A 19,140-nucleotide genomic window follows, 5' to 3' on the forward strand; every position below is an offset into this window, starting at 1 on the left:
TGTGTCAATGATCGACACCAAATAACCCATTTAACACGTGTTAAATGGGTTATTTGGTGTCGATCATTGACACAGAGTCAAGTAATGACTTATTTTGAGTTCTCAGACATTGTTCTGAAATGTTCTTGATTATTGTTTCAATAATGCGGTGATTAAATATTATCCAGATCCTTGATATGTTCTGAATTTGTGTTACGATAATCTCAGTTAATTTTTATAGGAAATACACATGGCAAAGATAAAACTAGGGGAATTGATTCAGGCGCTCCAGAAGGAAGTCAGCGACGCGGATGCGTCGGACATGCCGCAGGGAGAAAAGACGAAGCGTTACAAGGCCGCTGCGTCGCGGTTTAAAAATGCGCTGTTTACAGATAAGCGAAAATATCGAGGTAAAACACTGGAAAAACGCATTACAGCAGGCACTTACAGCAACTACATGGCGCGGGCTAGAAAGCGGTTTGATGATTTATTACATCACCATTTTGAGGCCAATATTCACAGGCTAGCGGCCAAGTATCCTCTGTATGCCAATGAGTTGAATGAATGGCTCACCTTACCGGCGGCAGATATTCGTCGGCGTTATAGCGACCTTCTGGAGCACCTGAAATCCATTCTTTCGCTGGCCGAAGACCTCACCGGCATCAAGCCCGCCGTAAAAGCAAACGCGGGTAAGCTGGCACGCATCGCGAAGAAATATCCGAGCTGGGAATTTGCAGTGCTCGAGCTGGCAGACGAAGATGGGAAAGCGGCGCTGGCACACCTGCACAAGCTGTTCCAGCAGGGTCGCCTTTTGCTTGAGGACATCAGCAAGCTACGAATCAACCACGACGTTCTTTATAGCCTGCAATTGAGCGCAGCAGAGCGGAATTCTCTACAGCAGCGCGCCGATGCCATGTTGAGCGAGAAAAAGCGTAATACTATTCTGATTGATTACCCGGTCTACATGCAGGCCATTCATGAGCTGGTGGAAACCGCGCCTGAAAAATTCAACAACGGCACCCGCGTCGGCATGGCTCCCTTGGCATTCGCATTGGCCGCCGTATCGGGCCGTCGAATGATTGAGATAATGTATCAGGGTGAATTTGAAGTGACGGGTCCGAATACCGTCGAGTTTCTCGGGCAGGCCAAAAAGCGTAGTGATGACGGCAGGCCGCGCACGATTTATACCCTTTGCGACGCGGGACTGTTTGTTAGCCGTGTGAACGCGCTGCGCGGCTTCGCAGCGGTGGCGGATTTTGATGATGTGGTCGAGGGTTATGGCGCGCTCGATACGCGTTCCGAAAATGGACGCCTGAATGCCGTCCTCGCAAAAGCATTTAACCCGTGGGTTAAGCGCTTTTTTAACGACGGAAACCGCGTCTACAAAGACAGCCGTGCCATCTATGCCCGAATTGCATACGAAACATGGTTCCGCCATGACCCCAGATGGGAGTCGCTCGACGAGGATGTTTTCTTCGCGGAAATTTTGGGTCATGACGACGAAAATACCCAGCTGCACTATAAACAGTTCAAGCTTCACAACTTTTCGCGCACGTGGCACAGGACCGCTGGCAACGAGAACAGGCGGCTCCTGGCCCTGCAACGACTTGATGACGTCATGCCGGATTTTGCCCGAGGTGATGCCGGTATTCGTTTGCATGAGGAAGTGAAAAAGGTCATTGAGGAAACGCCGGACGCGTTGATAAACAGCAACATGCTTCGCAAGATGAAATTCAATCCAAAGCTGGTGGCGCGCTATCTGGAACTTGCCGCATCGGCACTCGGGCAGGTCGTCGGCGAAAACGGCCAATATCAGCTGCAGGATACCAGCCCACCGATGATTTTAAATGTCGAGACCCACGCCGACGAGCTGGACGACGAGGAAGACGAGGACGACGAGTCGCTGGACGACGACGAAATCGACACGGACGAGGACAACATAGAATCACCTGAGCAGGCTAAAGAGAGCAAGCCGGAAAAGCCTCGTTTCGGGACTACGCAACGCCGCGATGATGGCACGTGGAAGGTTGTTTATGAGTTTTGCGGCAAGGAATATAGCTGGGTTGGACCGGCGGACAATATCCGCGATGCCATGCTGAAAGCGTGGGAGGCTTGTCATGGCTAAAAGTGTTAACGTGACAGAAATCGCTGTGGAGTGTGCTGATTTTAGGGCTTTAGCCCTAAGTGCAGACGAATCAACTTTGTACATGCATATAGAAGACGGCCCGCTTGGCAAGCACTGGTATTGGTGGAAGCGCGGAAAGCCAGGCACTATGCGCGCTGAATTTGTCAGGCTGTCGAATAAATATCCACAAGTGGTGAATGGTAAATTTCAGATTAAGGCAGATGATTAAACCTATTGGGACCACGGTCCCAATCTTTGCATCAGTATCTTGAATTCCCCCAAAATATAGAAGGCAATAATGCTGCTATCGACGGGTGTTATTGCGCGATCGATAACTAGAATCGCGTCCTTTTTTATTCCTACACGCATTGAGGCTGTACTAGCCTTAAAAAGATAAACCGGCGCGCCACGCATATTACACAACGAGTCTAACGATAATGTTTTTTCGACGTACTCCGTCGCTGATGATGAAAATCCCATAAGATTTACCTCGCTAATACTGTTTATTTATACAGTAAATAAGCCGAAGGGAAATAATGAAAATGCAATTATCAGTTATGGGCGTTATCAATCTGAAACTAGGGGAAAATTATTTCCAGCGCATACCAATCGCGGGCGTTTATTTAATTTTACCTCCGTTAGCCATTATCCTAGATGCTAATCATTTCAACCCTGTAAACGTGATCCAGATGTTTTGTTATCTCTAAACACTACCAAACGATCTGGATCATCATTTCAACACCATTCTGCCCCTTGTCAGCTTGCCTCGAGGCGTTTAAGCGCCGCATGGTCGGACGTACTCAGGCTGCCAATATGGTCGGCCAGATACATTCCTGCCAGCGTAGAACGGGTCAGGTTGGCAGGCATGGTTGCCAGTTGTTTCATTTCCGACGTATTCAGCACGCGACATACCCAGCCGAACGGGACCGGCGTATTCGCGACCGCCTGCTTCACCGCAGCCATGTCTGCATTTTCACTGGCGGTGGTTTGGTCGGCATGGAGTGATCCAGATGTTTTATTATCTCTAAACACTACCAAACGATCTGGATCATCATCTCCTGGCATTTCTTCCGCGTCGTGCTTCATGCTGTAAAACGATTTCTTGGCCTGTACGCGGCGACTGTGCAGCTCCTGCATGAATGCGAAGGTATCGGCTTTAACCGTCATAACACGCGCACCACGCGCGCCAAGGCGGGAATTCTCCACTTCCCAACCCAAAGCCCCGCAAATGTCCTTAAATACGACGTCAGGGCGCTTGTTAGCGCCGTTGCGGCCGAGATAACCTCCGAAACGCAGGGTGGTATTAAAGGAACGCACGCTGACCATATCGACCACAGCTTGCAGGGCTGCTTTTTGCGCCTCTCGGGTCGCGTAGCCCTCGCCGGTTTCGATATCAATGCCGCAGGTCTTAAAGTACAGGCGCAGCGCGTTGCGGTGATACAGCGCGTTAATACGGTTCGGGATTTCGACCAGACGGACCCATCGCACTTTCGGGCTGCTCACCGCAGGTTGTAGGCGGCTGAATTTTTCGTCAGCTTCTTCTCGGGTATGCGCCAGCACGTTCACAAACTGCATGCGCCCGGCGCGGCGGAAACTGTAGCTGAAACTTTTTAGCTTCTGGTTGAGGTCGATAGCCGCCGCCGTTTCCTCATCCATGCGCATCAGCTCGAGCAGGCTTAATTTCTTTCGGCCCTGTTCAAGCATGAATTCCAGAGATTCCGGCGTCACCGGTAGCATCAGCTCGTTTTCGATTTCGTAACGGGCCAGCTGGGCCTGCTGGATAACGTCCAGATATTCGCACTCGAGCAAAGCATTGCGTTCTTCTTCGCTTGGCGTCTCGGCTTCCATGTGAATCAGTACGGTCTGGTTCCAGACGCGCTCGCGGGCATCGCGGCGCATGGCCTTTCCGGCCTCGCTAGCGGCATTGTTCTCGGCCAGTCGCTCAACGTCGTAGCCGTCAGCTTCGAGGATTAGCAGCAGGTTATTGCGAAAATCATTCCGCGATTCGGCTTCCTGCGCTGCAAGATGGATCTGCATGTCGGCAAAGTCGGAATCATCCAGCCCAAAGGTTACGCGTCCGGTTTCTTTGTCGAACATCACGTCGGACACGTTGCCGAGCACGTTATCAGTGTAAAGGGTGGCATCGGCATATGCGCCCCGCCTTTCGTCGACGCTGGTTTCCTTGCGGCCGTTTTGCTGCTCGACGCCGAGCAGGAACGTATGCGCATTGCGGTCACGGCGTAACATCTGGATCGCATCGGATGGAACAATCTGGCCGCAGAACATGCCGAAATGGCGCGTGAAGTGTTGCACCTCAAGCGACACGCCGGACGAAATGGCAGGGCTATAAATCAGGGCGTCATATTTGACTGCCTCGGCGTTCGGCTTGTCCGTGAACGCTTCCACGTCCGGCAGCTGCTTGGTGTCTTGGCTGACGTACAGAAATTTCTTGTCAGGAAACTCGGTGCAAAGCTGGTCATACATACCGCTGCCAAAGGCTTTAGAGTCGGTCGCCAGCAAGATTTTTTCGCCCTGCTTAACGGCGCGCACGGCTTCGACAAACAGGCGGTCGCGATCGGTATGCACGGCACGGCGGCGGCGTGGTTCGGTTTCGCCGTGCGGGGTAAACATCACATCGGTGGTGAGATCGATAACATGAATTTTCGACCAGCCAGGAATACCTAGTGATTCACGGCGTTTCATGACCAGTTCAAGAAAAGTAACCAGCGTATCGTTGGCATCGGCATCGGCCATCAGGGCGGTTCCGTCAGTGCGTGCGAACGCGTCCACCAGATGATTAAACACGGCCACCTGTCGTTCCATCGCCTTGCCGACCAGAATAGCGCGAAGGCATTGCGTAGCCTCATCTAGACCGACGAAGTCGTGATTGTGTACCAGCGGCTGCCACTTGTCTTTGATAATCGAGTTAATGCAGATAGTCAGCTTGTTGATAGCTTCCGGCGGAATACCGTTCAGGTCATCGCGGTAATAGAAAATACCGGCATCTGTCGCGGTGTTGTCGTCGCCCAGCTGCATTACGTCGTGCATTGAACTCATGAGGGCCACGCGGTTCGCCATGACGAAAGCGCGGAACGCTGCCTGCATTAGAGGGCGCAGCATTTCCTTTGTCTTGCCGCTGCCCATTGGCGCGCGCAGGATAACGGGACCAGTTAGGGAACGCTTTTGCACCATTGCCAGAATTTTCTTTGTGATCTTGGTGTCAGGCAGGCGGGTATAGGTCACGTGCGCTGCGCGCTTGCTCGGATCAGTGATGCTGCTGGTGAACGACCTCGGGGACTGCGCCTTTTGTTTCTTGGTCCGATATTTCCAATCAAGGCGACTTTGTACCTTCTCAATGATTTGTTCTGGCGCTTTCAAATCGCGCAGTTCTTCGTTCAGCAAGGTTTTCAAGTGATCGAAGGAAATGATGGCCGGGCAGCTCAACATGCCGGTATCCACACATTCAAAGGCTGCCTTTTCAAATGATGCTGTCTGACGAGAATCGGCAAAGCCAAGATTCATCAAAGCAGCATCAAACAGATTAGTAGGTAGAGTCAGCCGGTTGCTTTTGCTTTTCAACTGGTCAGCTGTTGCCTTTTGACCTTGCAATACAAATACATCATTGAAGTCGGTACCCTTTTCGCTGTCGAATGTCGGATAAACGCATCGGACATTGTCATCGCGAAACAGCTTGAGGATCTCGACACCGGTACGCATGCCGGTGTTGCCGTGTCCAATTTCCTTACGGTCGTTATCCAGAAGACAGACGATTTCAAAACTGCTTTCCAGTTCAATCAACTGGCTAACGATGTTTTTGATATTGTTGGCAGAACCGGCCATAAATACAGCGTCAAACTTTCCGAAATCTGCAAGATAGGCAGACGCTGCTGAGGCGAAACCCTCTGCAACGCCTACTCGCTTGGCATTAACCAGCGAGCCAATCATATGAGCAGCCCCGGAATAACTTACTCCCTCTACCGCTTCTGTATATTTTTTACTGCCATCCGCAAAAATTCTCTGCCAGCCTGCGACTTTACCGGCCAGTGGTCCGTTAATGTGCGACATCGGGATAGCCATAAACTCGGTCTTTTCAGAATTGGGACCACGGTCCCACAGCGTGACTCGGCGCACATTGCAGTGCGGGAACACGTCGGCGATCTGCTTATCGACGGCATACGGGAAAGACCCATTTTCGAGTGGCGCGGTGCTGAATGCTTCTTCGGTTCTTTGATAGTTGGCAAGGCGACGTGCGTTATCACGGCGCTTTTTATCTTCCGCCTGCGTCAGCAGGGCTTCGCGGTGGGCTTTATCAGCTTCGCGTTTTTCCTGTTGCTTTTGACGGCGTGTTTCCTCGTCCACAGAATTTGGGACCATGGTCCCAATTCGAGCACGTTCTTCTTTGTACAACTCCCATAGGAAGCTGTGGCCGCTCCAGATACCGCCATCATGACCTTTGCGTACAAAGTTAATGAACGGTGCGATAAGCCCGTCTTTTTCTTCCAGACGCGAGAAGAAATCAACCTTACTTTTATCGGACACGTTGAGGGGCTGGGGTTTGGAACGGGAATATTTCGAGAACCGGCTTTCAGGTCCGCCAGTGTTATGCAGGATTACTTGCGAGGATGTCGCGGACCAGTCAATACCGGCTAAAGCCGCCGCCGTCCGTAAATCATGCTCACCCGCGCGCATGAGCGCGTACGGGTCAGATCCAAACTCTGATTGATAGAATTCTATTAAATTCATTTTATAGCCATATTGGGTGCGCAAAAACTTGCACACAACGTCACGACTTGGCTACAATGAACATGGTTTGTAGTTCAGTAGTAGCAAGTCAAAACTTGGAATTGAAAGAAAAACCCGGACGGCAACCCGGGTTTTTTTTCGCCCAGAATCCGTGTTTCGCTTAAAAATCCGCCATTTATAGGTAATCGATAAGTACGTCGTCACCATCGGCAACATGATAACGATGTACAATCAACAATACAAACTTGGATAGTTAATTAGTCATACTTTTTGAATGTTCCACGCACTGACCACGGCAACTAAGGGGTGCATGAATAAAATCTCGTCCTCGTGGAAAGTCATTCTCTCCAGCGGTTCAGCCGCCGAATTGAACACAATTCCTTCCTCACGGGTATTAACCATCGATAATACCTGAATAAAATTATCATCACTTCTGAGTTTTACCAAATATAGCTCGCCGGGCATCCGTCGGCCATCTTTCTCGAAGATAACAACATCCCCGTAAGGGTATGCGACTGATTGAAGATTATCCACAATTCTCAGACCATATAAGGACCTAGCGCCCGAGGTCGGGATATCGACGAATTGATGGAATTTTTCCGGGTCATAGCCGTGATTTAAATAATCTGCCGCCGGGCCAGTCAGCGTTGTTCCAACAATCGGGATACCGTTCTCCATTGCAGCATCCACCCCTGTTAAAACCCACTCGACCGGCTTCCCATACAATTCAGCAAGTTTAATAGCAAAGTCCAGCGATGGCATAGCATCAGAACGCTCAAGGTGACTTAGCGCACTGTGAGAAACACCCAGTGCTTCAGCCACACCACGAAGCGACCACGCGCTGGCGTTATTCGAATTTTTTAATTTCAGCTCTTCACGGCGAGCTTGTAGCCACTGTCCTCTTTTCATAGCGCAAATGATAACTCCGTTCGGTTAAGCCAGCTATACATTATGTACATTCAGTGAGGAATAATTGATCCAAATGTACAATGCACTTTACAAAGATGTATTGTGTATTTACCATTGGCCGCATGAAAACCTCTGATGTGATTTTATACTACGGAACAAAAGCCGGGGCTGCGAAAGCTTTGAATTGCACCCGCAGCGCGATAGGCCAATGGGGCGATTTTGTCCCCATAACTCGTCAGTTTGAGATTGAGGTAAAGACAGGTGGCAAACTTTTATCAGACTACACGCTGAAAAAATGTCTGCATTTAAACGACAAGGATAAGCAGGAGAAGGGTTAATGCAGGGGGAATACGTCCGGCAGCAGTTACGTGCGGCCCTTTTTGATATGCCGTCAGGCCAAAAAAATCAAATTGTTATTATGGCCGAATCAGCCACCGGTGACAGGCATCTTGAGAAGCCTTCCCGGACCGTCGAGACGGACGATGCTGCAGTAGTTATTGATGCGGAAAAAGTGCGTTACCGGCAAGGGAAAAAGTATACCCAAAATAAGGTATTAATTTCAGAAGAGACCTTCCGAACAGGAGTCTGGCGTCAGTTAGTAAATAAGATGACCGGCGCACACCTTTCATGGGTGAAATATTGCTATGCCGAAAATCTAGAATTTGATCACCAAATGATCATTTGTAAAGAGGTGTGGGAACGATTTCAAGAGAAGGCGAAAGATAGTAGCCATAAGAAAATGGCAAAAAAGACATATGAAATCGTTAACCGCATGGTGTGGCTTGCCGCTCAGATTGCTGTGAGCAAAATTCGAGGCGTGCCACTTGAATATAAAGCTGCTGATTTATGTCGCTTAATCAGAATTTCACCAGATAACTGGTTACACAACTACGCCCCACGCTGGGCGATGCTTTTGAGCGTATGTGAAGACCTAGACAATGAGGTAATTGGCTATGTGGCTAGACAGCACAAAACGGAATCCGACATCCGGCGACGTGCCCGCGTGCTTATGTAAGGTTGTCATGGGGTTTATCCCAGAGGCTCCTCGCATTGGGTTCACTCGGGCGACCCAGGAGTTTGTAATGTACTGCCCCGCCTGTTTGATTCGTACCTATCCATCAACCAATAAGCATAGCGTGGTTGCTGAATGGTGCGGGATGAACCGGCGTGGTGATGAGCACATCGAGACACTCTGGCGTGAAAAGTACGAGTTGCAACAAGGCAATCTTCAAGCAGCTAACTAGCTTTGATTCTTGGGACCATGGTCCCAATCAATAATGGGTTATATAAATGGAAAATGAAAACTACGCACGCGTAGGGCGTCATGCTGCGCCTTTATTTGATTATAATTATACAAACGAATATTTGAATAAATTAAAAGGCGTAGATTATATACCGTGCCGAAAACGTGACGATTATAAGAAAATAGAAAAGCGCGTGCCTCATAGAAATTATATAACCCCACTCATGAAGACTATCAGTAACTCTCGACCTATAGGTAATCAAGTTAAATAATGAAAATATTCCGTAGTGTTTTCCCATATGCAACAGCAGACAAAATCCCTGAAAATATTTCAGAGTGTCTTTTAGGTCACTCTCACTCTAATTTAAGAGAGGGGTTAAAGAGCAGTTCTGGTTTTGTGTTATTAACAGAAAATGAACATTTCATACGAGTCGATCACCGATGGTTATTTAAGTATGTGTCAGAAAGCCGAAAAGCTAATGTCCATTCTGTGAATGCACTTTATCAGGAACGGTTACAAAAAACGTCAGAGTCAGGGCGAGAAATCACTGGCGAGGTGGCAGAGGAAATACGTGAACAAGCAACACGCGAAATGCTTAAGTATTCACCAATAACAGTTTCAGAGGTGTTTATTCTGTTTGATGAAAAAGCAGGGAAAATTTGGTGCTCTGGCAACACGCCAGCGAAATGTGAGAAAGCGCTGACTCGTCTTCGCCGTGCGATAGGCACTCTGAAAACGGCCCCGCTGATATTCGATAACGCTGGAAAAATATTAGCGCGGTATCTGTCTCGCGACCTACATTCGCCACTTTCAGTTTATCAGCTGCCGGAATGCCTTCAAGTTCCTGAGCATGGGAAGGCCGTAGCTATCGGTAATGATGGAGAAAAGGTTTTGTTTGATGGGATTTCGCTCAGGGAAAACGCTGTGCGTGAAATGTTAAGCAGCATGGAAGTAACAGCTCTGGAAATGTTCCTGGCAAATCACTGCCTCGATCGCACAGTTGAAGAGATCGCGCACTTTGAATTGCAGTCCACCAGCTCAGGCCGTGTGAATCTGAAGGGATTAAGCTACGAGGGATCAGCAGCAGACCAAGAGGGTGATGCTTCACATCACTATGCCACTGAAATTATTATAATTTCCCGTATATTTAACCAAGTATTTAGCGGTTTAAGAGGTTTGTTTGTTTAATTTGCAAACACCCCTTCGAACATGAGCTTAAAAACGGAAACATTTTATGCATTGAATTAGCAGGTTCAATAATATAGCGGGGATATATTCCCCGTTATTCATTTCTCACATTTTCTTTACATTGTCATTTACTGTTTTTAGGTAATACTCCTGTAAACGAGCGCAAGGGCTACGATTCTTGAAATAGATTCATTCTGGATGAATATGTAATATTCGAACACCTCAAAGAGCTATTTAAGAAAATTCGCAGGAATTATTCGCTATATAGCTTACGCATAAAAAATATTGCGGATTAGGTAGACGAAGTTGCAATCTTGGGATAATGTACGCTGCATAAGAAATTTCCTATTCCTTATTTTTTAAGCACTTTACCCCTGCGCGAGAATAAGTGCTATCCCGCCTTTGGAGGCGGAGAAAAATCAGACAGCATAGCTAATAACGGATTGCAACAATGACTACTGAAACAACCCCTCCTCACCAATTTGAAAGACTTGCAGAACTCTTGACCCGTATGCATTCGTCGATGACGTTAATGCAAATTTCGATAGATGCTGTTGACGCTCACCTATCAATCTCTAACGAGCTTAGCAAGCAGCTTGAAATGATTATGGAGCAATGCGTTGAATGCGAGCAGATAGCCTGCGAGGTTTTGAAGTAGGGGATCTGTTGGGACCGTGGTCCCAACGTTTCACGCTATTTGTACGATATGCAGATATTGATAGATGCCCCGCACGCCTTCGCGTATCGCTCCAGCGTTTTAATACTGGCGGAACGTGGGGCGTTTTCTAACCTTACTAATGCACTGGGCGTAATTCCCAGGAGCGTCGCCAGCTCAGATTTATTCAGCTTTGCATGTTCCCTCATTTCATACAGGGCCTCAATCAGCCTTGATTCAGAATCTGCGGTTTCGTACGCTTCCATTGCTTCTTCTGAATTCAGCATCATTTCCCGTAGTTGGTCTATAGACACTGGTACCATCAGAAATCCTCCACTCGTAGCATTGCCATCTTGCGTGCCTTCGCAGGCGTTGGCTTACTGCTTTTTGAGAACACCTGCAAAAGATAGATATTATCCCCCTGCACGCAGCCAAAAACAGACCACGCATTATTTTTCCCGACCTGTAACTCGAACACGTTCCAACCAACTGGCAGGTAGTGCGGCATCTTTAAAGGCCCTTCACATTCCAGCCGTTCAATCAGGCGAAACATATATCCGCGCAGCCCATCGGGAAGCTCTGTTAGTTCATTTGCCGCCAGCGTGTGCGTTTGCACTTTATACATGATTTTCTCCGTTACATAAGCGGTCACTATATCGCGCCATCCTACCCCGCATCAATCCATATCTTTAACTCATAAGTTAATTATAAATAAAAAAATCCAGAAAATTAACTTATAAGTTAAAAAAAGCTTTTTTTATTTTATCTGCGGAGTTATATTTGTTCTCGAAACGGAACGCACTCCGTTTCATGACAGATAAATCACAGGAGAAACATATGGTTAAGAGTTTTAGTTTTATGTTGCGCGGCGCATCGGTCAGCGTAGAAATTACCGGCACAGAAGTGATGGTGAAATTTGCCGGCCGCAAACAACTAATTTCCGCCTGTAGCGTCTCGGTACGCGAAAGCATCCGGACTGAGGCGCGGAAAGCCGGGATGCAGTCAGTGCTTGAAAAGGCAATGACGCCAAAAAAGCCAAGAAATAGAAGGATGGAACTCTCACTGCAGGGCTAAAAAAGATTGGGGCCTAAAGGCCCCAACGATAGATCACGCGGGACGCACCCCGCGCTATCCAATCGACAGGAGAACACCGCATGACGACCCAAAATATCGAAAGATATTCGGTTGTGGCTAAACGCAACCTTGAACGCGGCATGAAGCTTTTTAACGCCGGTTTTACGACTAAGCAGCAACAGAAAGACACCCTTACCTACATCAACCGAGCCTATGAGGCTTACAGAAGCTGTATCACTGACTTGCTTTGGGAGATACCACACGAAGAGCAGACAGAGGCTCAAAGTCGAATTTATTGGTCTATACCCCGCGCCGCTTACTTGCTCAAACTAAAGCACGTCGATGCCATTCTTGCCATTTTCCCTGCTGCATCCCCTTACCTTGAGGAAATGCTAAAGCTGGCCGAACTCAGAAGGGTTGTGAAAATCCAGGAAGTTGTGAAGCCAGATAAAGAAGGTGCCGAGATGCAAGCTAAGGCCGCCCATGTGCATGTAACTATCCTTGAACGTATGCAGAGACTTGGCCGCCAGTATGAAAAGGCGCTTACGCTGCCTGACCTTTTCGGCGGACTGAATGTGCACGCTAACGTTCACGTGGTCACCAACCAGCATGGCACGCGTTATCTGCGCGCTTTTTATTATCTGGACGGAAAGTTAACTCCGCTGCCGTTGATCATTGCCGCGCATGAGGCCCACGCGAGAAAGAAAAAAGACAAATAAAAACCTTGGGACCATGGTCCCAATTTCTAACAAAACTTAGATTATGGGACCATGGTCCCAATTTTAACGAGAGCAACAGCATGGCAAAAAGAAAACCTCACACGGCGCGCATCAAAGCATGGACAACCTATGGAACCTTTGAGGTCAACGGTTCTTCTGAGTTTGGTATCCAGCAAATTTTTCAGACGTTGCCAAAAAAGACCCGTGAACAATTACTAATAGATCTCGCTGATTTGCATGAAAAAGTAACCCAGTGGGAAGAAGAAAAACTGGCCGTTACCAAGGTACAGTCGGTGGCGGCATGAGAATAATTCACCTTATGCCTGTTTTAACCATGGATGGCCTTTTTTGCATCCAGACCCCTGCCAGTATGATTTTTGGATTAATGGTAATGATGTGTTATGCAATTTTTATAATCATGGAAACCGAGCGAAAGTGGAATGTACAGCAGCAAGATATTTGCAATATAGTCAATAATAAAAAAAGACTATTGACAAAAAATCAATAAAAAGTGTACCATTTCTGCAAGCTGGGTGATTTACACCCCAAACCACAAAAAGCCGCCGAAAGGCGGTTTTTTTATGCCTGCAATACGCCCGCCGGGCGATGTCCAATAACAAGCTCGGACACCGGCGCGCCGTGATGGCCTAAAACGCAACCGCGTTCCGAGCCATCACGATCCCCTTATAATTTATGAACACCACCAACCAAATTGGCGCGGCGAAGCTCGTACACGCCGATTCATTAGCATTCATCAAAACCTTACCTGACAACTCAATCGACCTTATTGCAACCGACCCGCCTTACTTTCGCGTGAAGGAAAATAGCTGGGACCGCCAGTGGAAAAACGACGAAGCCTATCTGGATTGGTTAGATGAAATGGTCTCAGAGTTCTGGCGCGTTCTAAAGCCCACAGGTTCGCTCTATATGTTCTGTGGACACAAGCTGGCCGCTGATACTGAGATTTTAATCCGTAACCGTCTCAACGTCTTAAATCATATCATCTGGGCGAAACCGTCTGGTGCATGGGGCAGGCAGAGAAAAGAAGGGTTACGACAATACTTCCCAGCCACCGAGCGGATCATCTTTGCCGAACACTACGGTGCAGAAAGCACTGCTGCCGGTCAGTCAGGCTACGCTGCGAAGTGTGAAGAGTTGCGGAAACAGACATTCAAACCGCTGATTGATTATTTCATGAACGCCCGTTCCTCGCTGGGCGTATCGGCGAAAGATATCAACACGGCCACCGGCACGCATATGTGCTCACACTGGTTCAGTGAGTCACAGTGGCAGCTTCCCAAGCGTGACCAGTACGAAACGTTGCAAGCTCTCTTTTCAAAGATAGAGCAGGAAAAGAATAAGGCTTCGCCGCTTACCGAACCACACGACCACTTGCAGACGGAATACGACAGTCTCAAGCGCAACTACGAAGGATTGCACCTTGAGTATGAAGATCTCCGCAAGCAATACGAAGAGTTACGCCGCCCGTTTAGCGTCAGCAAGTTTGTGCCGTTTACGGATGTATGGGTATTCAAGCCGGTTCAGTATTACGCCGGGAAACATCCCTGCGAAAAACCGGCAGAAATGATGGAGCACATCATTTCTGCCAGCACTCGCCCAGGCGAATTGGTCGCCGATTTCTTTATGGGTTCTGGATCAACGTTAAAAGCGGCTTTAAAGCTGGGCCGCCGCGTCATTGGCATCGAGTTAGAAGCCGATACGTACAACCAGACGGTAGAAAAATTGGAAGAATTTCATGCGGCATTAGCCGAGTGATGAATTGGGACCACGGTCCCAATTATTAAGTAAAGTTAGATATTGGGACCGTGGTCCCAATTTTACGGGTGATAAGCACATCTGGATGTGCGCTCGGCTGTTAACCGAAAGGTAGCGGGTTCGAATCCCGCATCATCCGCCAATTCACATAAACGAAAGGGCGTTAGATAGCCCCTTTTCGCTTATGTGAAAAAGAACTCCCTGCCTTCGAGGCGATCTGTCTCGATGCCACCCCCACCCAATAGGGGCGCATGCCCCTCCTACCCCTTTGCGAACTCCCGTGAAGTGGAGAGATGAACATGGACAACATTACAAAGACTTGTATCGGCTTACAGTGTGGCGCTGGAATCTTAAACCAGCTCACCCCCGACCAGTGGACGGCACTCGGCGTCATTGGAACCCTATGCTTTTCAGGGGCGACCTTTATCGCTTCCGTAGCATTTAAAATTTGGGACCGTAAGCACAATTTCATTCGGCGTGAGGAAGAGGATTAAGCCTATGCGGTTTAAATTCCCACCGGCGCTGCTTCGTAAAATTCTCACAACTGCAACCAGCGGTGCGGGTGCGGCTGGCATTGTTATTGTCCTGCTGTCTGGCCCCACTGGCGTTGAAGGGCGACGATATACGGCCTATCAAGATCCCGGCGGTGTATGGACCGTCTGTGATGGCATCACCGGTCCTGACGTTATCAGGGGTAAGCGTTACACCGATAGCGAATGTGATGCGCTGCTTAACAAACACTTGGCCCCGGTAAAACGTGTTGTTGATCGTGCTGTAAAAGTTCCGATTGACGATTACACGCGTGCTTCTCTGTATTCGTTTGCTTACAACGTCGGCCCCGGCGCATTTGAGCGTTCTTCGCTACTGAGACACCTTAACGAAGGTAACACCATTGAGGCATGTAACGACCTGAGAAAATGGGTTTACGTGAACAAGCAGCGTAATCGCGGGCTGATCAACCGGCGCGAGATAGACCGGCAGGTTTGCATGATGGGAGTAGAGCGATGATCTATTTGTACCTCCTTGTAGCCTTAACCAACCATTTACTCGGCCATGAGAAGTGGGCCATTTTCTGGGCAGGCTTGGCTGTGGGGTGCTTATTTTCATGATCAATAAAATCGCTGTGGTGCTTACTGCGCTAATTCTGCTGATGTTTTGCCTGATGATGTGGGTAGCCTTTCACTATTATGGGAAGACTGTAGCTGAGGCTGATGCAATATCACTTGCTGTAAAGCAAAAGAACGAAGCCGAATTCATCACGCAATCACAGGCGTTGAGCGTCGGCGTATTTAATCAGATTGCCGGAGCCACATTGGATGCGCAAAAAACAAATGCGACGGCCAGTCAGGACCGTCAGGTCATCATTAAAACGGTCCTGCAAGCTCAATCCTGTGCTGTGGCCCCTATCCCTGATGCTGCTACTGAGCAGTTGCTCAACCACTACAACGCAGTACGTCAAGACACCCGTGACGCCGATTCCCGCAAGTCTTCTTCAGCCGTGCCAGCCGTCGCCGCCACCAAATGACCCGTTAACTTACGGTGCAAGCGTTCTTTGGAACGAGCTGCTGCTCACAGACTTGCAGAGCTGCAACAGCCAGATTGATGGCATCAAGAAAATTGAGACAGCAAGAGATTCTAATTCTCCGAGAAATTCTTATTGATATATTCAGACAAAGTCATCACTCATCTCGCTGTAATTTTTGGGTTTACGATTAGATAAGAAATGCCATGCTCATCACTCATTTCTACTGCATCGAAACCTAAATGAGCGGCAACACGGCCCCGCAAGCGCTGCAACTCCCAACTGAATGCACCTTGATGGTCTGCAAAAGAGCGCGGTGATAGTACATCGTTGAACTCATCTGTTTCTTCATCATCAGCTATTGCATATGCCAATGCTTCGAGGACATCAGATTCTGCTTCAATTTCAGTATAAAGGAATGCAATAACTTCATCGATGCGAGCGTTCAAATCAGAACTTTCAGCGATGTTCGAAACTTCATAGCAGTGAATTGAGTTCTCTAAGCCGCCATGAGAATCAGCAATTTCACGGTCAGCTGAAGCAAACAAGCCATCAAATAAGTTATCGCCAGACATTGCATTAGCGCCAATTTTGATTACCGGCGCGATGCTGCTGTAAGAGCCGTGGAATAATTTCATTTTGATGTTCTCGTTTGCGTTTTGATGAACTCAGTGCAATCAAAAAATGATTACACCGCCAGAGGATTAGTTCCACCGCTGCCCGCACCCTGACTTCCTGCCAGGCTGTGTTGTGGCGCGCTAAATAATTTCCGCGCCCAGTTCCCGCATTTTCGCCACTATGGAATCTATCTGTTTTGGCTCGAGCACAAGCTGTGCAGCGATGTAGAAAAGCATTTGTGCACTCATGGACCTTGGCGTTTTCCCGCCAGTGTATTTTCGCCATTGTTCGCCGCCAGCCAGCCCCGCAAGGTCAGCCATTTGGTTGCCGGTCATGCCTAACCGGTCCTTGAGTTGCATCAGATCTTCTGGTGTAGGCGCTGAATATTCATTGATGATCCGCATTGTTTCCCCATTGAAAAAAGGCCCCTTGCGGGGCCTCGTTTTAAACCAGTTTGATAATTAGTGCTGTGACCGTTGCCACTGCGCCAATCATGCCGGTCGCGATTGCCACCGGATACCAGAAAGTTTCGCGGTTGAACTTGTTAGCTTCTGCATTCAGCTTCTGAGTTTCAGCCATTAGCTTAGCGATTTCGGCGTGGATTTTTTCAGACTGTGCATTATCCATATTCATAGTTTCGTCGCTCATTTTTACTCCCTTAGGGGTTAACGGGTCGCGCCCTATGCGCTGCCCTATGTCCAAAATAATAGACCCTTTGGGTCTGTTCGTCAACAACTATCTACCGGCTTATCGCCGGTTTTTTTTGGAGTTTTTTCTGTGAAAAAGATCGCCATCATTGGTGCCGCTGTTGTTGCTCTTATTCTTGTCATTTCGTTAGTTAGTTGCCACGACGACACGCCAAGCCAAACCGCCGTAATTCAGGCGCAAGAGCAGGCCCTGACGCAGCAGCGTCAGATTATTAACCAACTCCAACAAGGGGCCGCACCGGCAAGTTCGCCTTCCGTGGTCGCACCGGCACCAGTCATCGTCCAGCAGCCCGCTGTCGTGAATAACGGTGATAACGGGCTTGTAACCGGCATGGTTCTCGGCCATTTGTTATCCGGTGGTGCAGGCTATTCCGGCTCACATACGACTGTAGTTAATCACTATAGCACCACCCATACCGCAGTAAACGCCACACGACCGGTGAGCCGTAGCAGCTTTTTTTCCTCCCGTTCATCTCGTAGTTATTCCTCGCCGGTAAGTCGTTCAAGCAGTTATGCCCGCAGCTCATACAGCAGCGGTGCGCGTTCGTCGTTCTCATCCAGCCGAAGTTTTGGCCGTCGTTAAATTTAACGAGGTAATGCCATGTTTACATCCCTTCAAAGAAAACGCCGCCCGCAATTTTTGAATCAACGCAGATCGGTAACGACCACAACCAGCCAAACTGTCGAATATAACGATGGCGGCTTGGCGGAAGTGATTATTGAGGCTGTTATTGAAAGCAACGATTACGGGGGCAGCTGTGACGACTACAGCAGTAACAGCAGCTGTGACACCGATTCAGGCAGCTGGTAATGCCATCACCGAGCCAGTCTTAAGGCTGGCTCGCTAATGCCATTACAGGAGTAAACAATGAGCATTTTTGACTGGCTAAAAGCCGAACTTACTGAAAAGGAGACCGATGTGTCTGATACCGATACTACCGCCGCAGCTGATGCAACCATCGCCGCAACCTCAACCGTATCCACCGATACCGCAGTCGCATCTGGCGTTGTCGATGCTGCTAATTCATCCACCACTTCCGCAGCAGCAACTGATGTTACCGCATCCGATGCTTCTTCTGCCGCTGCTTCTGATGCTGCCACATCCACTACTACCGCTGTTGCTGCTTCTCCTGTTGCCGCATCCTCAGCGACTGCTGTTGCTTCTACCGCGTCCAGTATTGACGCCGATGAAGACGCTGATAATGGCAAAGTGGCTGCACAAGACGCGTTGGTTGATGACATCGACCCGTTCCTGGAAAAACTCAAGGGGCTATTGGAATTCGCAGGCCATGAACTAGGCCACGTCTGGTATGAAGCGGTAGATTTCGCTAAAAAACTGGCCTAATCGCCATTTGATAAAAGCTCGATAAACGGGCTTTTTTTCATTTTCACGGCTTAAAAGAGAATCTGAATGTTTTCCATTAAAATGACGAAAGACGGCAGCACGCTACTAACCGAAGCGGCGATTGTCGCCGTACATTATCCGCAATCTACTGCATTCGAAGATGCTATTTACTACGCTGCCTCTTTAGACGTCATGCCGCCAGATGTGATCACCACATTCCCTGAAACGTATACTGATTCATTATGTGAAGAGGTAGATGTTCCCGGCCTTGTGACTGCGCAATCTCGCGATGGTCATTCTTTCCCGGTTGCCGTGATTGTGACGGATATCGAAGACGAACAAGCCTCGCCGTTGCCGGGCGTAAATTACCAGTTCGTCTATCCGGGCGATTTTGCCATTGTGTTCGACCATTCAGGCAGCGTGCTTGAGGAAGTCTAAGTAACATCATAAAGCGTCCCTCAGGGCGCTTTTTAATGCGACTTATCACTGGGACCATGGTCCCAATCTCTAATAAAACTTAGATTTTGGGACCATGG

At 48.6% G+C, this 19,140-nt stretch carries 25 protein-coding genes and 1 tRNA gene; 18 read left to right on the top strand and 8 right to left on the bottom strand.

Translation table 11 applies throughout. The features are described from left to right. The first annotated feature begins 229 nt into the window (after nucleotides 1–229). Entirely contained in the window at nucleotides 230–2,104 is a 1,875-nt protein-coding gene (locus BS640_RS18570; protein ID WP_084913078.1) for a protelomerase family protein, read from the top strand. After that, on the top strand, nucleotides 2,097–2,333 hold the full coding sequence (locus BS640_RS18575) for a hypothetical protein (RefSeq protein WP_084913079.1): 237 nt from the start codon (nucleotides 2,097–2,099) through the stop codon (nucleotides 2,331–2,333). The genes BS640_RS18570 and BS640_RS18575 overlap by 8 nt, the downstream gene beginning before the upstream one ends. Nucleotides 2,334–2,335: 2 nt before the next feature. Here BS640_RS18575 and BS640_RS22400 read toward each other — a convergent pair whose 3' ends face one another. From BS640_RS22400 to BS640_RS18590, 3 genes are all read right to left on the bottom strand, one after another. Next, nucleotides 2,336–2,584, bottom strand: a complete 249-nt coding sequence (locus BS640_RS22400) for a S24 family peptidase (protein WP_084913080.1) — start codon at nucleotides 2,582–2,584, stop codon at nucleotides 2,336–2,338. A gap of 276 nt (nucleotides 2,585–2,860) precedes the next feature. Continuing rightward, nucleotides 2,861–6,847: a plasmid replication protein, CyRepA1 family gene (locus BS640_RS18585; RefSeq protein ID WP_084913081.1), complete on the bottom strand. Its 3,987-nt coding sequence runs from the start codon at nucleotides 6,845–6,847 to the stop codon at nucleotides 2,861–2,863. A 261-nt stretch (nucleotides 6,848–7,108) separates the two neighbouring features. After that, complete coding sequence (locus tag BS640_RS18590; protein ID WP_084913082.1) at nucleotides 7,109–7,756, bottom strand: helix-turn-helix domain-containing protein; 648 nt, start codon at nucleotides 7,754–7,756, stop codon at nucleotides 7,109–7,111. A 122-nt stretch (nucleotides 7,757–7,878) separates the two neighbouring features. Between BS640_RS18590 and BS640_RS18595 the strand changes: the two genes are divergently transcribed. From BS640_RS18595 to rdgC, 3 genes are all read left to right on the top strand, one after another. Further along, the gene (locus tag BS640_RS18595) at nucleotides 7,879–8,094 is read left to right on the top strand and encodes a Cro/CI family transcriptional regulator (protein ID WP_084913132.1); all 216 of its coding nucleotides are present in this window, start codon (nucleotides 7,879–7,881) and stop codon (nucleotides 8,092–8,094) included. Beyond that, nucleotides 8,094–8,771, top strand: coding sequence for a bacteriophage antitermination protein Q (locus BS640_RS18600; protein WP_084913083.1), 678 nt, complete (start codon nucleotides 8,094–8,096; stop codon nucleotides 8,769–8,771). The genes BS640_RS18595 and BS640_RS18600 overlap by 1 nt, the downstream gene beginning before the upstream one ends. Before the next feature lie 499 nt (nucleotides 8,772–9,270). Continuing rightward, nucleotides 9,271–10,188, top strand: coding sequence for a recombination-associated protein RdgC (rdgC, locus tag BS640_RS18605; protein ID WP_084913084.1), 918 nt, complete (start codon nucleotides 9,271–9,273; stop codon nucleotides 10,186–10,188). A gap of 693 nt (nucleotides 10,189–10,881) precedes the next feature. On the opposite strand, the gene BS640_RS18615 is transcribed toward rdgC, so the two are convergent. After that, nucleotides 10,882–11,166, bottom strand: coding sequence for a helix-turn-helix domain-containing protein (locus BS640_RS18615; RefSeq protein WP_084913086.1), 285 nt, complete (start codon nucleotides 11,164–11,166; stop codon nucleotides 10,882–10,884). Further along, nucleotides 11,166–11,468 (bottom strand): type II toxin-antitoxin system RelE/ParE family toxin, encoded by a 303-nt coding sequence (locus tag BS640_RS18620; protein ID WP_084913087.1) that lies wholly within the window; start codon nucleotides 11,466–11,468, stop codon nucleotides 11,166–11,168. Before BS640_RS18620 ends, BS640_RS18615 begins: the two co-directional genes overlap by 1 nt. A gap of 212 nt (nucleotides 11,469–11,680) precedes the next feature. Between BS640_RS18620 and BS640_RS18625 the strand changes: the two genes are divergently transcribed. The 9 genes from BS640_RS18625 to lysC all read left to right on the top strand — a co-directional run bounded on the left by BS640_RS18625 (nucleotide 11,681) and on the right by lysC (nucleotide 16,073). After that, nucleotides 11,681–11,917: a hypothetical protein gene (locus tag BS640_RS18625; protein WP_084913088.1), complete on the top strand. Its 237-nt coding sequence runs from the start codon at nucleotides 11,681–11,683 to the stop codon at nucleotides 11,915–11,917. A gap of 80 nt (nucleotides 11,918–11,997) precedes the next feature. Beyond that, nucleotides 11,998–12,636, top strand: a complete 639-nt coding sequence (locus BS640_RS18630; RefSeq protein WP_084913089.1) for a hypothetical protein — start codon at nucleotides 11,998–12,000, stop codon at nucleotides 12,634–12,636. Between the two features lie 80 nt (nucleotides 12,637–12,716). Beyond that, nucleotides 12,717–12,941, top strand: coding sequence for a hypothetical protein (locus BS640_RS18635; RefSeq protein WP_084913090.1), 225 nt, complete (start codon nucleotides 12,717–12,719; stop codon nucleotides 12,939–12,941). A 388-nt stretch (nucleotides 12,942–13,329) separates the two neighbouring features. Next, nucleotides 13,330–14,412 carry a DNA-methyltransferase gene (locus tag BS640_RS18645; protein WP_084913092.1) on the top strand — a complete coding sequence of 361 codons (1,083 nt, stop codon included), beginning with the start codon at nucleotides 13,330–13,332 and terminating at the stop codon, nucleotides 14,410–14,412. A 66-nt stretch (nucleotides 14,413–14,478) separates the two neighbouring features. Then, nucleotides 14,479–14,554, top strand: a tRNA-Asn gene (locus tag BS640_RS18650). A 157-nt stretch (nucleotides 14,555–14,711) separates the two neighbouring features. After that, the gene (locus tag BS640_RS22405; RefSeq protein WP_158086755.1) at nucleotides 14,712–14,906 is read left to right on the top strand and encodes a phage holin; all 195 of its coding nucleotides are present in this window, start codon (nucleotides 14,712–14,714) and stop codon (nucleotides 14,904–14,906) included. Nucleotides 14,907–14,910: 4 nt separating this feature from the next. Further along, nucleotides 14,911–15,420, top strand: a complete 510-nt coding sequence (locus BS640_RS18660) for a lysozyme (protein WP_084913094.1) — start codon at nucleotides 14,911–14,913, stop codon at nucleotides 15,418–15,420. 97 nt (nucleotides 15,421–15,517) lie between these two features. Further along, complete coding sequence (locus tag BS640_RS22095) at nucleotides 15,518–15,937, top strand: hypothetical protein (RefSeq protein WP_158086756.1); 420 nt, start codon at nucleotides 15,518–15,520, stop codon at nucleotides 15,935–15,937. After that, entirely contained in the window at nucleotides 15,825–16,073 is a 249-nt protein-coding gene (lysC, locus tag BS640_RS22410; RefSeq protein WP_420916433.1) for an Rz1-like lysis system protein LysC, read from the top strand. Before BS640_RS22095 ends, lysC begins: the two co-directional genes overlap by 113 nt. Nucleotides 16,074–16,095: 22 nt before the next feature. Here lysC and BS640_RS18670 read toward each other — a convergent pair whose 3' ends face one another. The 3 genes from BS640_RS18670 to BS640_RS18680 all read right to left on the bottom strand — a co-directional run bounded on the left by BS640_RS18670 (nucleotide 16,096) and on the right by BS640_RS18680 (nucleotide 17,200). After that, nucleotides 16,096–16,572, bottom strand: coding sequence for an AcrIF11 family anti-CRISPR ADP-ribosyltransferase (locus BS640_RS18670; protein ID WP_084913096.1), 477 nt, complete (start codon nucleotides 16,570–16,572; stop codon nucleotides 16,096–16,098). Nucleotides 16,573–16,692: 120 nt separating this feature from the next. Beyond that, nucleotides 16,693–16,956: a transcriptional regulator gene (locus BS640_RS18675; protein WP_084913097.1), complete on the bottom strand. Its 264-nt coding sequence runs from the start codon at nucleotides 16,954–16,956 to the stop codon at nucleotides 16,693–16,695. A 40-nt stretch (nucleotides 16,957–16,996) separates the two neighbouring features. Next, complete coding sequence (locus BS640_RS18680) at nucleotides 16,997–17,200, bottom strand: hypothetical protein (RefSeq protein WP_206600942.1); 204 nt, start codon at nucleotides 17,198–17,200, stop codon at nucleotides 16,997–16,999. Nucleotides 17,201–17,329: 129 nt separating this feature from the next. Between BS640_RS18680 and BS640_RS21985 the strand changes: the two genes are divergently transcribed. The 4 genes from BS640_RS21985 (at nucleotide 17,330) to BS640_RS18700 (ending at nucleotide 19,042) form a co-directional block, all read left to right on the top strand. After that, a complete protein-coding gene (locus tag BS640_RS21985) occupies nucleotides 17,330–17,842 on the top strand; it encodes a hypothetical protein (protein WP_139802837.1) in 513 nt (170 codons plus the stop codon). An 18-nt stretch (nucleotides 17,843–17,860) separates the two neighbouring features. Further along, nucleotides 17,861–18,070, top strand: a complete 210-nt coding sequence (locus tag BS640_RS18690; RefSeq protein ID WP_084913099.1) for a hypothetical protein — start codon at nucleotides 17,861–17,863, stop codon at nucleotides 18,068–18,070. 57 nt (nucleotides 18,071–18,127) lie between these two features. Then, the gene (locus BS640_RS18695; protein ID WP_084913100.1) at nucleotides 18,128–18,604 is read left to right on the top strand and encodes a hypothetical protein; all 477 of its coding nucleotides are present in this window, start codon (nucleotides 18,128–18,130) and stop codon (nucleotides 18,602–18,604) included. A gap of 66 nt (nucleotides 18,605–18,670) precedes the next feature. Further along, nucleotides 18,671–19,042, top strand: coding sequence for a hypothetical protein (locus BS640_RS18700; RefSeq protein ID WP_084913101.1), 372 nt, complete (start codon nucleotides 18,671–18,673; stop codon nucleotides 19,040–19,042). Nucleotides 19,043–19,140 lie beyond the last annotated feature (98 nt).

This window comes from Rouxiella badensis (genome assembly GCF_002093665.1).
GTDB classification, from domain to species: Bacteria; Pseudomonadota; Gammaproteobacteria; order Enterobacterales; family Enterobacteriaceae; genus Rouxiella; species Rouxiella badensis.

What these genes read in the sequence shown, in the direction of transcription:
- BS640_RS18570 (WP_084913078.1), top strand. Translation starts at nt 230, where the DNA reads ATGGCAAAGATAAAACTAGGGGAATTGATTCAGGCGCTCCAGAAGGAA.
- BS640_RS18575 (WP_084913079.1), top strand. Translation starts at nt 2,097, where the DNA reads ATGGCTAAAAGTGTTAACGTGACAGAAATCGCTGTGGAGTGTGCTGAT.
- BS640_RS22400 (WP_084913080.1), bottom strand. Translation starts at nt 2,584, where the DNA reads ATGGGATTTTCATCATCAGCGACGGAGTACGTCGAAAAAACATTATCG.
- BS640_RS18585 (WP_084913081.1), bottom strand. Translation starts at nt 6,847, where the DNA reads ATGAATTTAATAGAATTCTATCAATCAGAGTTTGGATCTGACCCGTAC.
- BS640_RS18590 (WP_084913082.1), bottom strand. Translation starts at nt 7,756, where the DNA reads ATGAAAAGAGGACAGTGGCTACAAGCTCGCCGTGAAGAGCTGAAATTA.
- BS640_RS18595 (WP_084913132.1), top strand. Translation starts at nt 7,879, where the DNA reads ATGAAAACCTCTGATGTGATTTTATACTACGGAACAAAAGCCGGGGCT.
- BS640_RS18600 (WP_084913083.1), top strand. Translation starts at nt 8,094, where the DNA reads ATGCAGGGGGAATACGTCCGGCAGCAGTTACGTGCGGCCCTTTTTGAT.
- rdgC (WP_084913084.1), top strand. Translation starts at nt 9,271, where the DNA reads ATGAAAATATTCCGTAGTGTTTTCCCATATGCAACAGCAGACAAAATC.
- BS640_RS18615 (WP_084913086.1), bottom strand. Translation starts at nt 11,166, where the DNA reads ATGGTACCAGTGTCTATAGACCAACTACGGGAAATGATGCTGAATTCA.
- BS640_RS18620 (WP_084913087.1), bottom strand. Translation starts at nt 11,468, where the DNA reads ATGTATAAAGTGCAAACGCACACGCTGGCGGCAAATGAACTAACAGAG.
- BS640_RS18625 (WP_084913088.1), top strand. Translation starts at nt 11,681, where the DNA reads ATGGTTAAGAGTTTTAGTTTTATGTTGCGCGGCGCATCGGTCAGCGTA.
- BS640_RS18630 (WP_084913089.1), top strand. Translation starts at nt 11,998, where the DNA reads ATGACGACCCAAAATATCGAAAGATATTCGGTTGTGGCTAAACGCAAC.
- BS640_RS18635 (WP_084913090.1), top strand. Translation starts at nt 12,717, where the DNA reads ATGGCAAAAAGAAAACCTCACACGGCGCGCATCAAAGCATGGACAACC.
- BS640_RS18645 (WP_084913092.1), top strand. Translation starts at nt 13,330, where the DNA reads ATGAACACCACCAACCAAATTGGCGCGGCGAAGCTCGTACACGCCGAT.
- BS640_RS22405 (WP_158086755.1), top strand. Translation starts at nt 14,712, where the DNA reads ATGGACAACATTACAAAGACTTGTATCGGCTTACAGTGTGGCGCTGGA.
- BS640_RS18660 (WP_084913094.1), top strand. Translation starts at nt 14,911, where the DNA reads ATGCGGTTTAAATTCCCACCGGCGCTGCTTCGTAAAATTCTCACAACT.
- BS640_RS22095 (WP_158086756.1), top strand. Translation starts at nt 15,518, where the DNA reads ATGATCAATAAAATCGCTGTGGTGCTTACTGCGCTAATTCTGCTGATG.
- lysC (WP_420916433.1), top strand. Translation starts at nt 15,825, where the DNA reads ATGCTGCTACTGAGCAGTTGCTCAACCACTACAACGCAGTACGTCAAG.
- BS640_RS18670 (WP_084913096.1), bottom strand. Translation starts at nt 16,572, where the DNA reads ATGAAATTATTCCACGGCTCTTACAGCAGCATCGCGCCGGTAATCAAA.
- BS640_RS18675 (WP_084913097.1), bottom strand. Translation starts at nt 16,956, where the DNA reads ATGCGGATCATCAATGAATATTCAGCGCCTACACCAGAAGATCTGATG.
- BS640_RS18680 (WP_206600942.1), bottom strand. Translation starts at nt 17,200, where the DNA reads ATGAGCGACGAAACTATGAATATGGATAATGCACAGTCTGAAAAAATC.
- BS640_RS18690 (WP_084913099.1), top strand. Translation starts at nt 17,861, where the DNA reads ATGTTTACATCCCTTCAAAGAAAACGCCGCCCGCAATTTTTGAATCAA.
- BS640_RS18695 (WP_084913100.1), top strand. Translation starts at nt 18,128, where the DNA reads ATGAGCATTTTTGACTGGCTAAAAGCCGAACTTACTGAAAAGGAGACC.
- BS640_RS18700 (WP_084913101.1), top strand. Translation starts at nt 18,671, where the DNA reads ATGTTTTCCATTAAAATGACGAAAGACGGCAGCACGCTACTAACCGAA.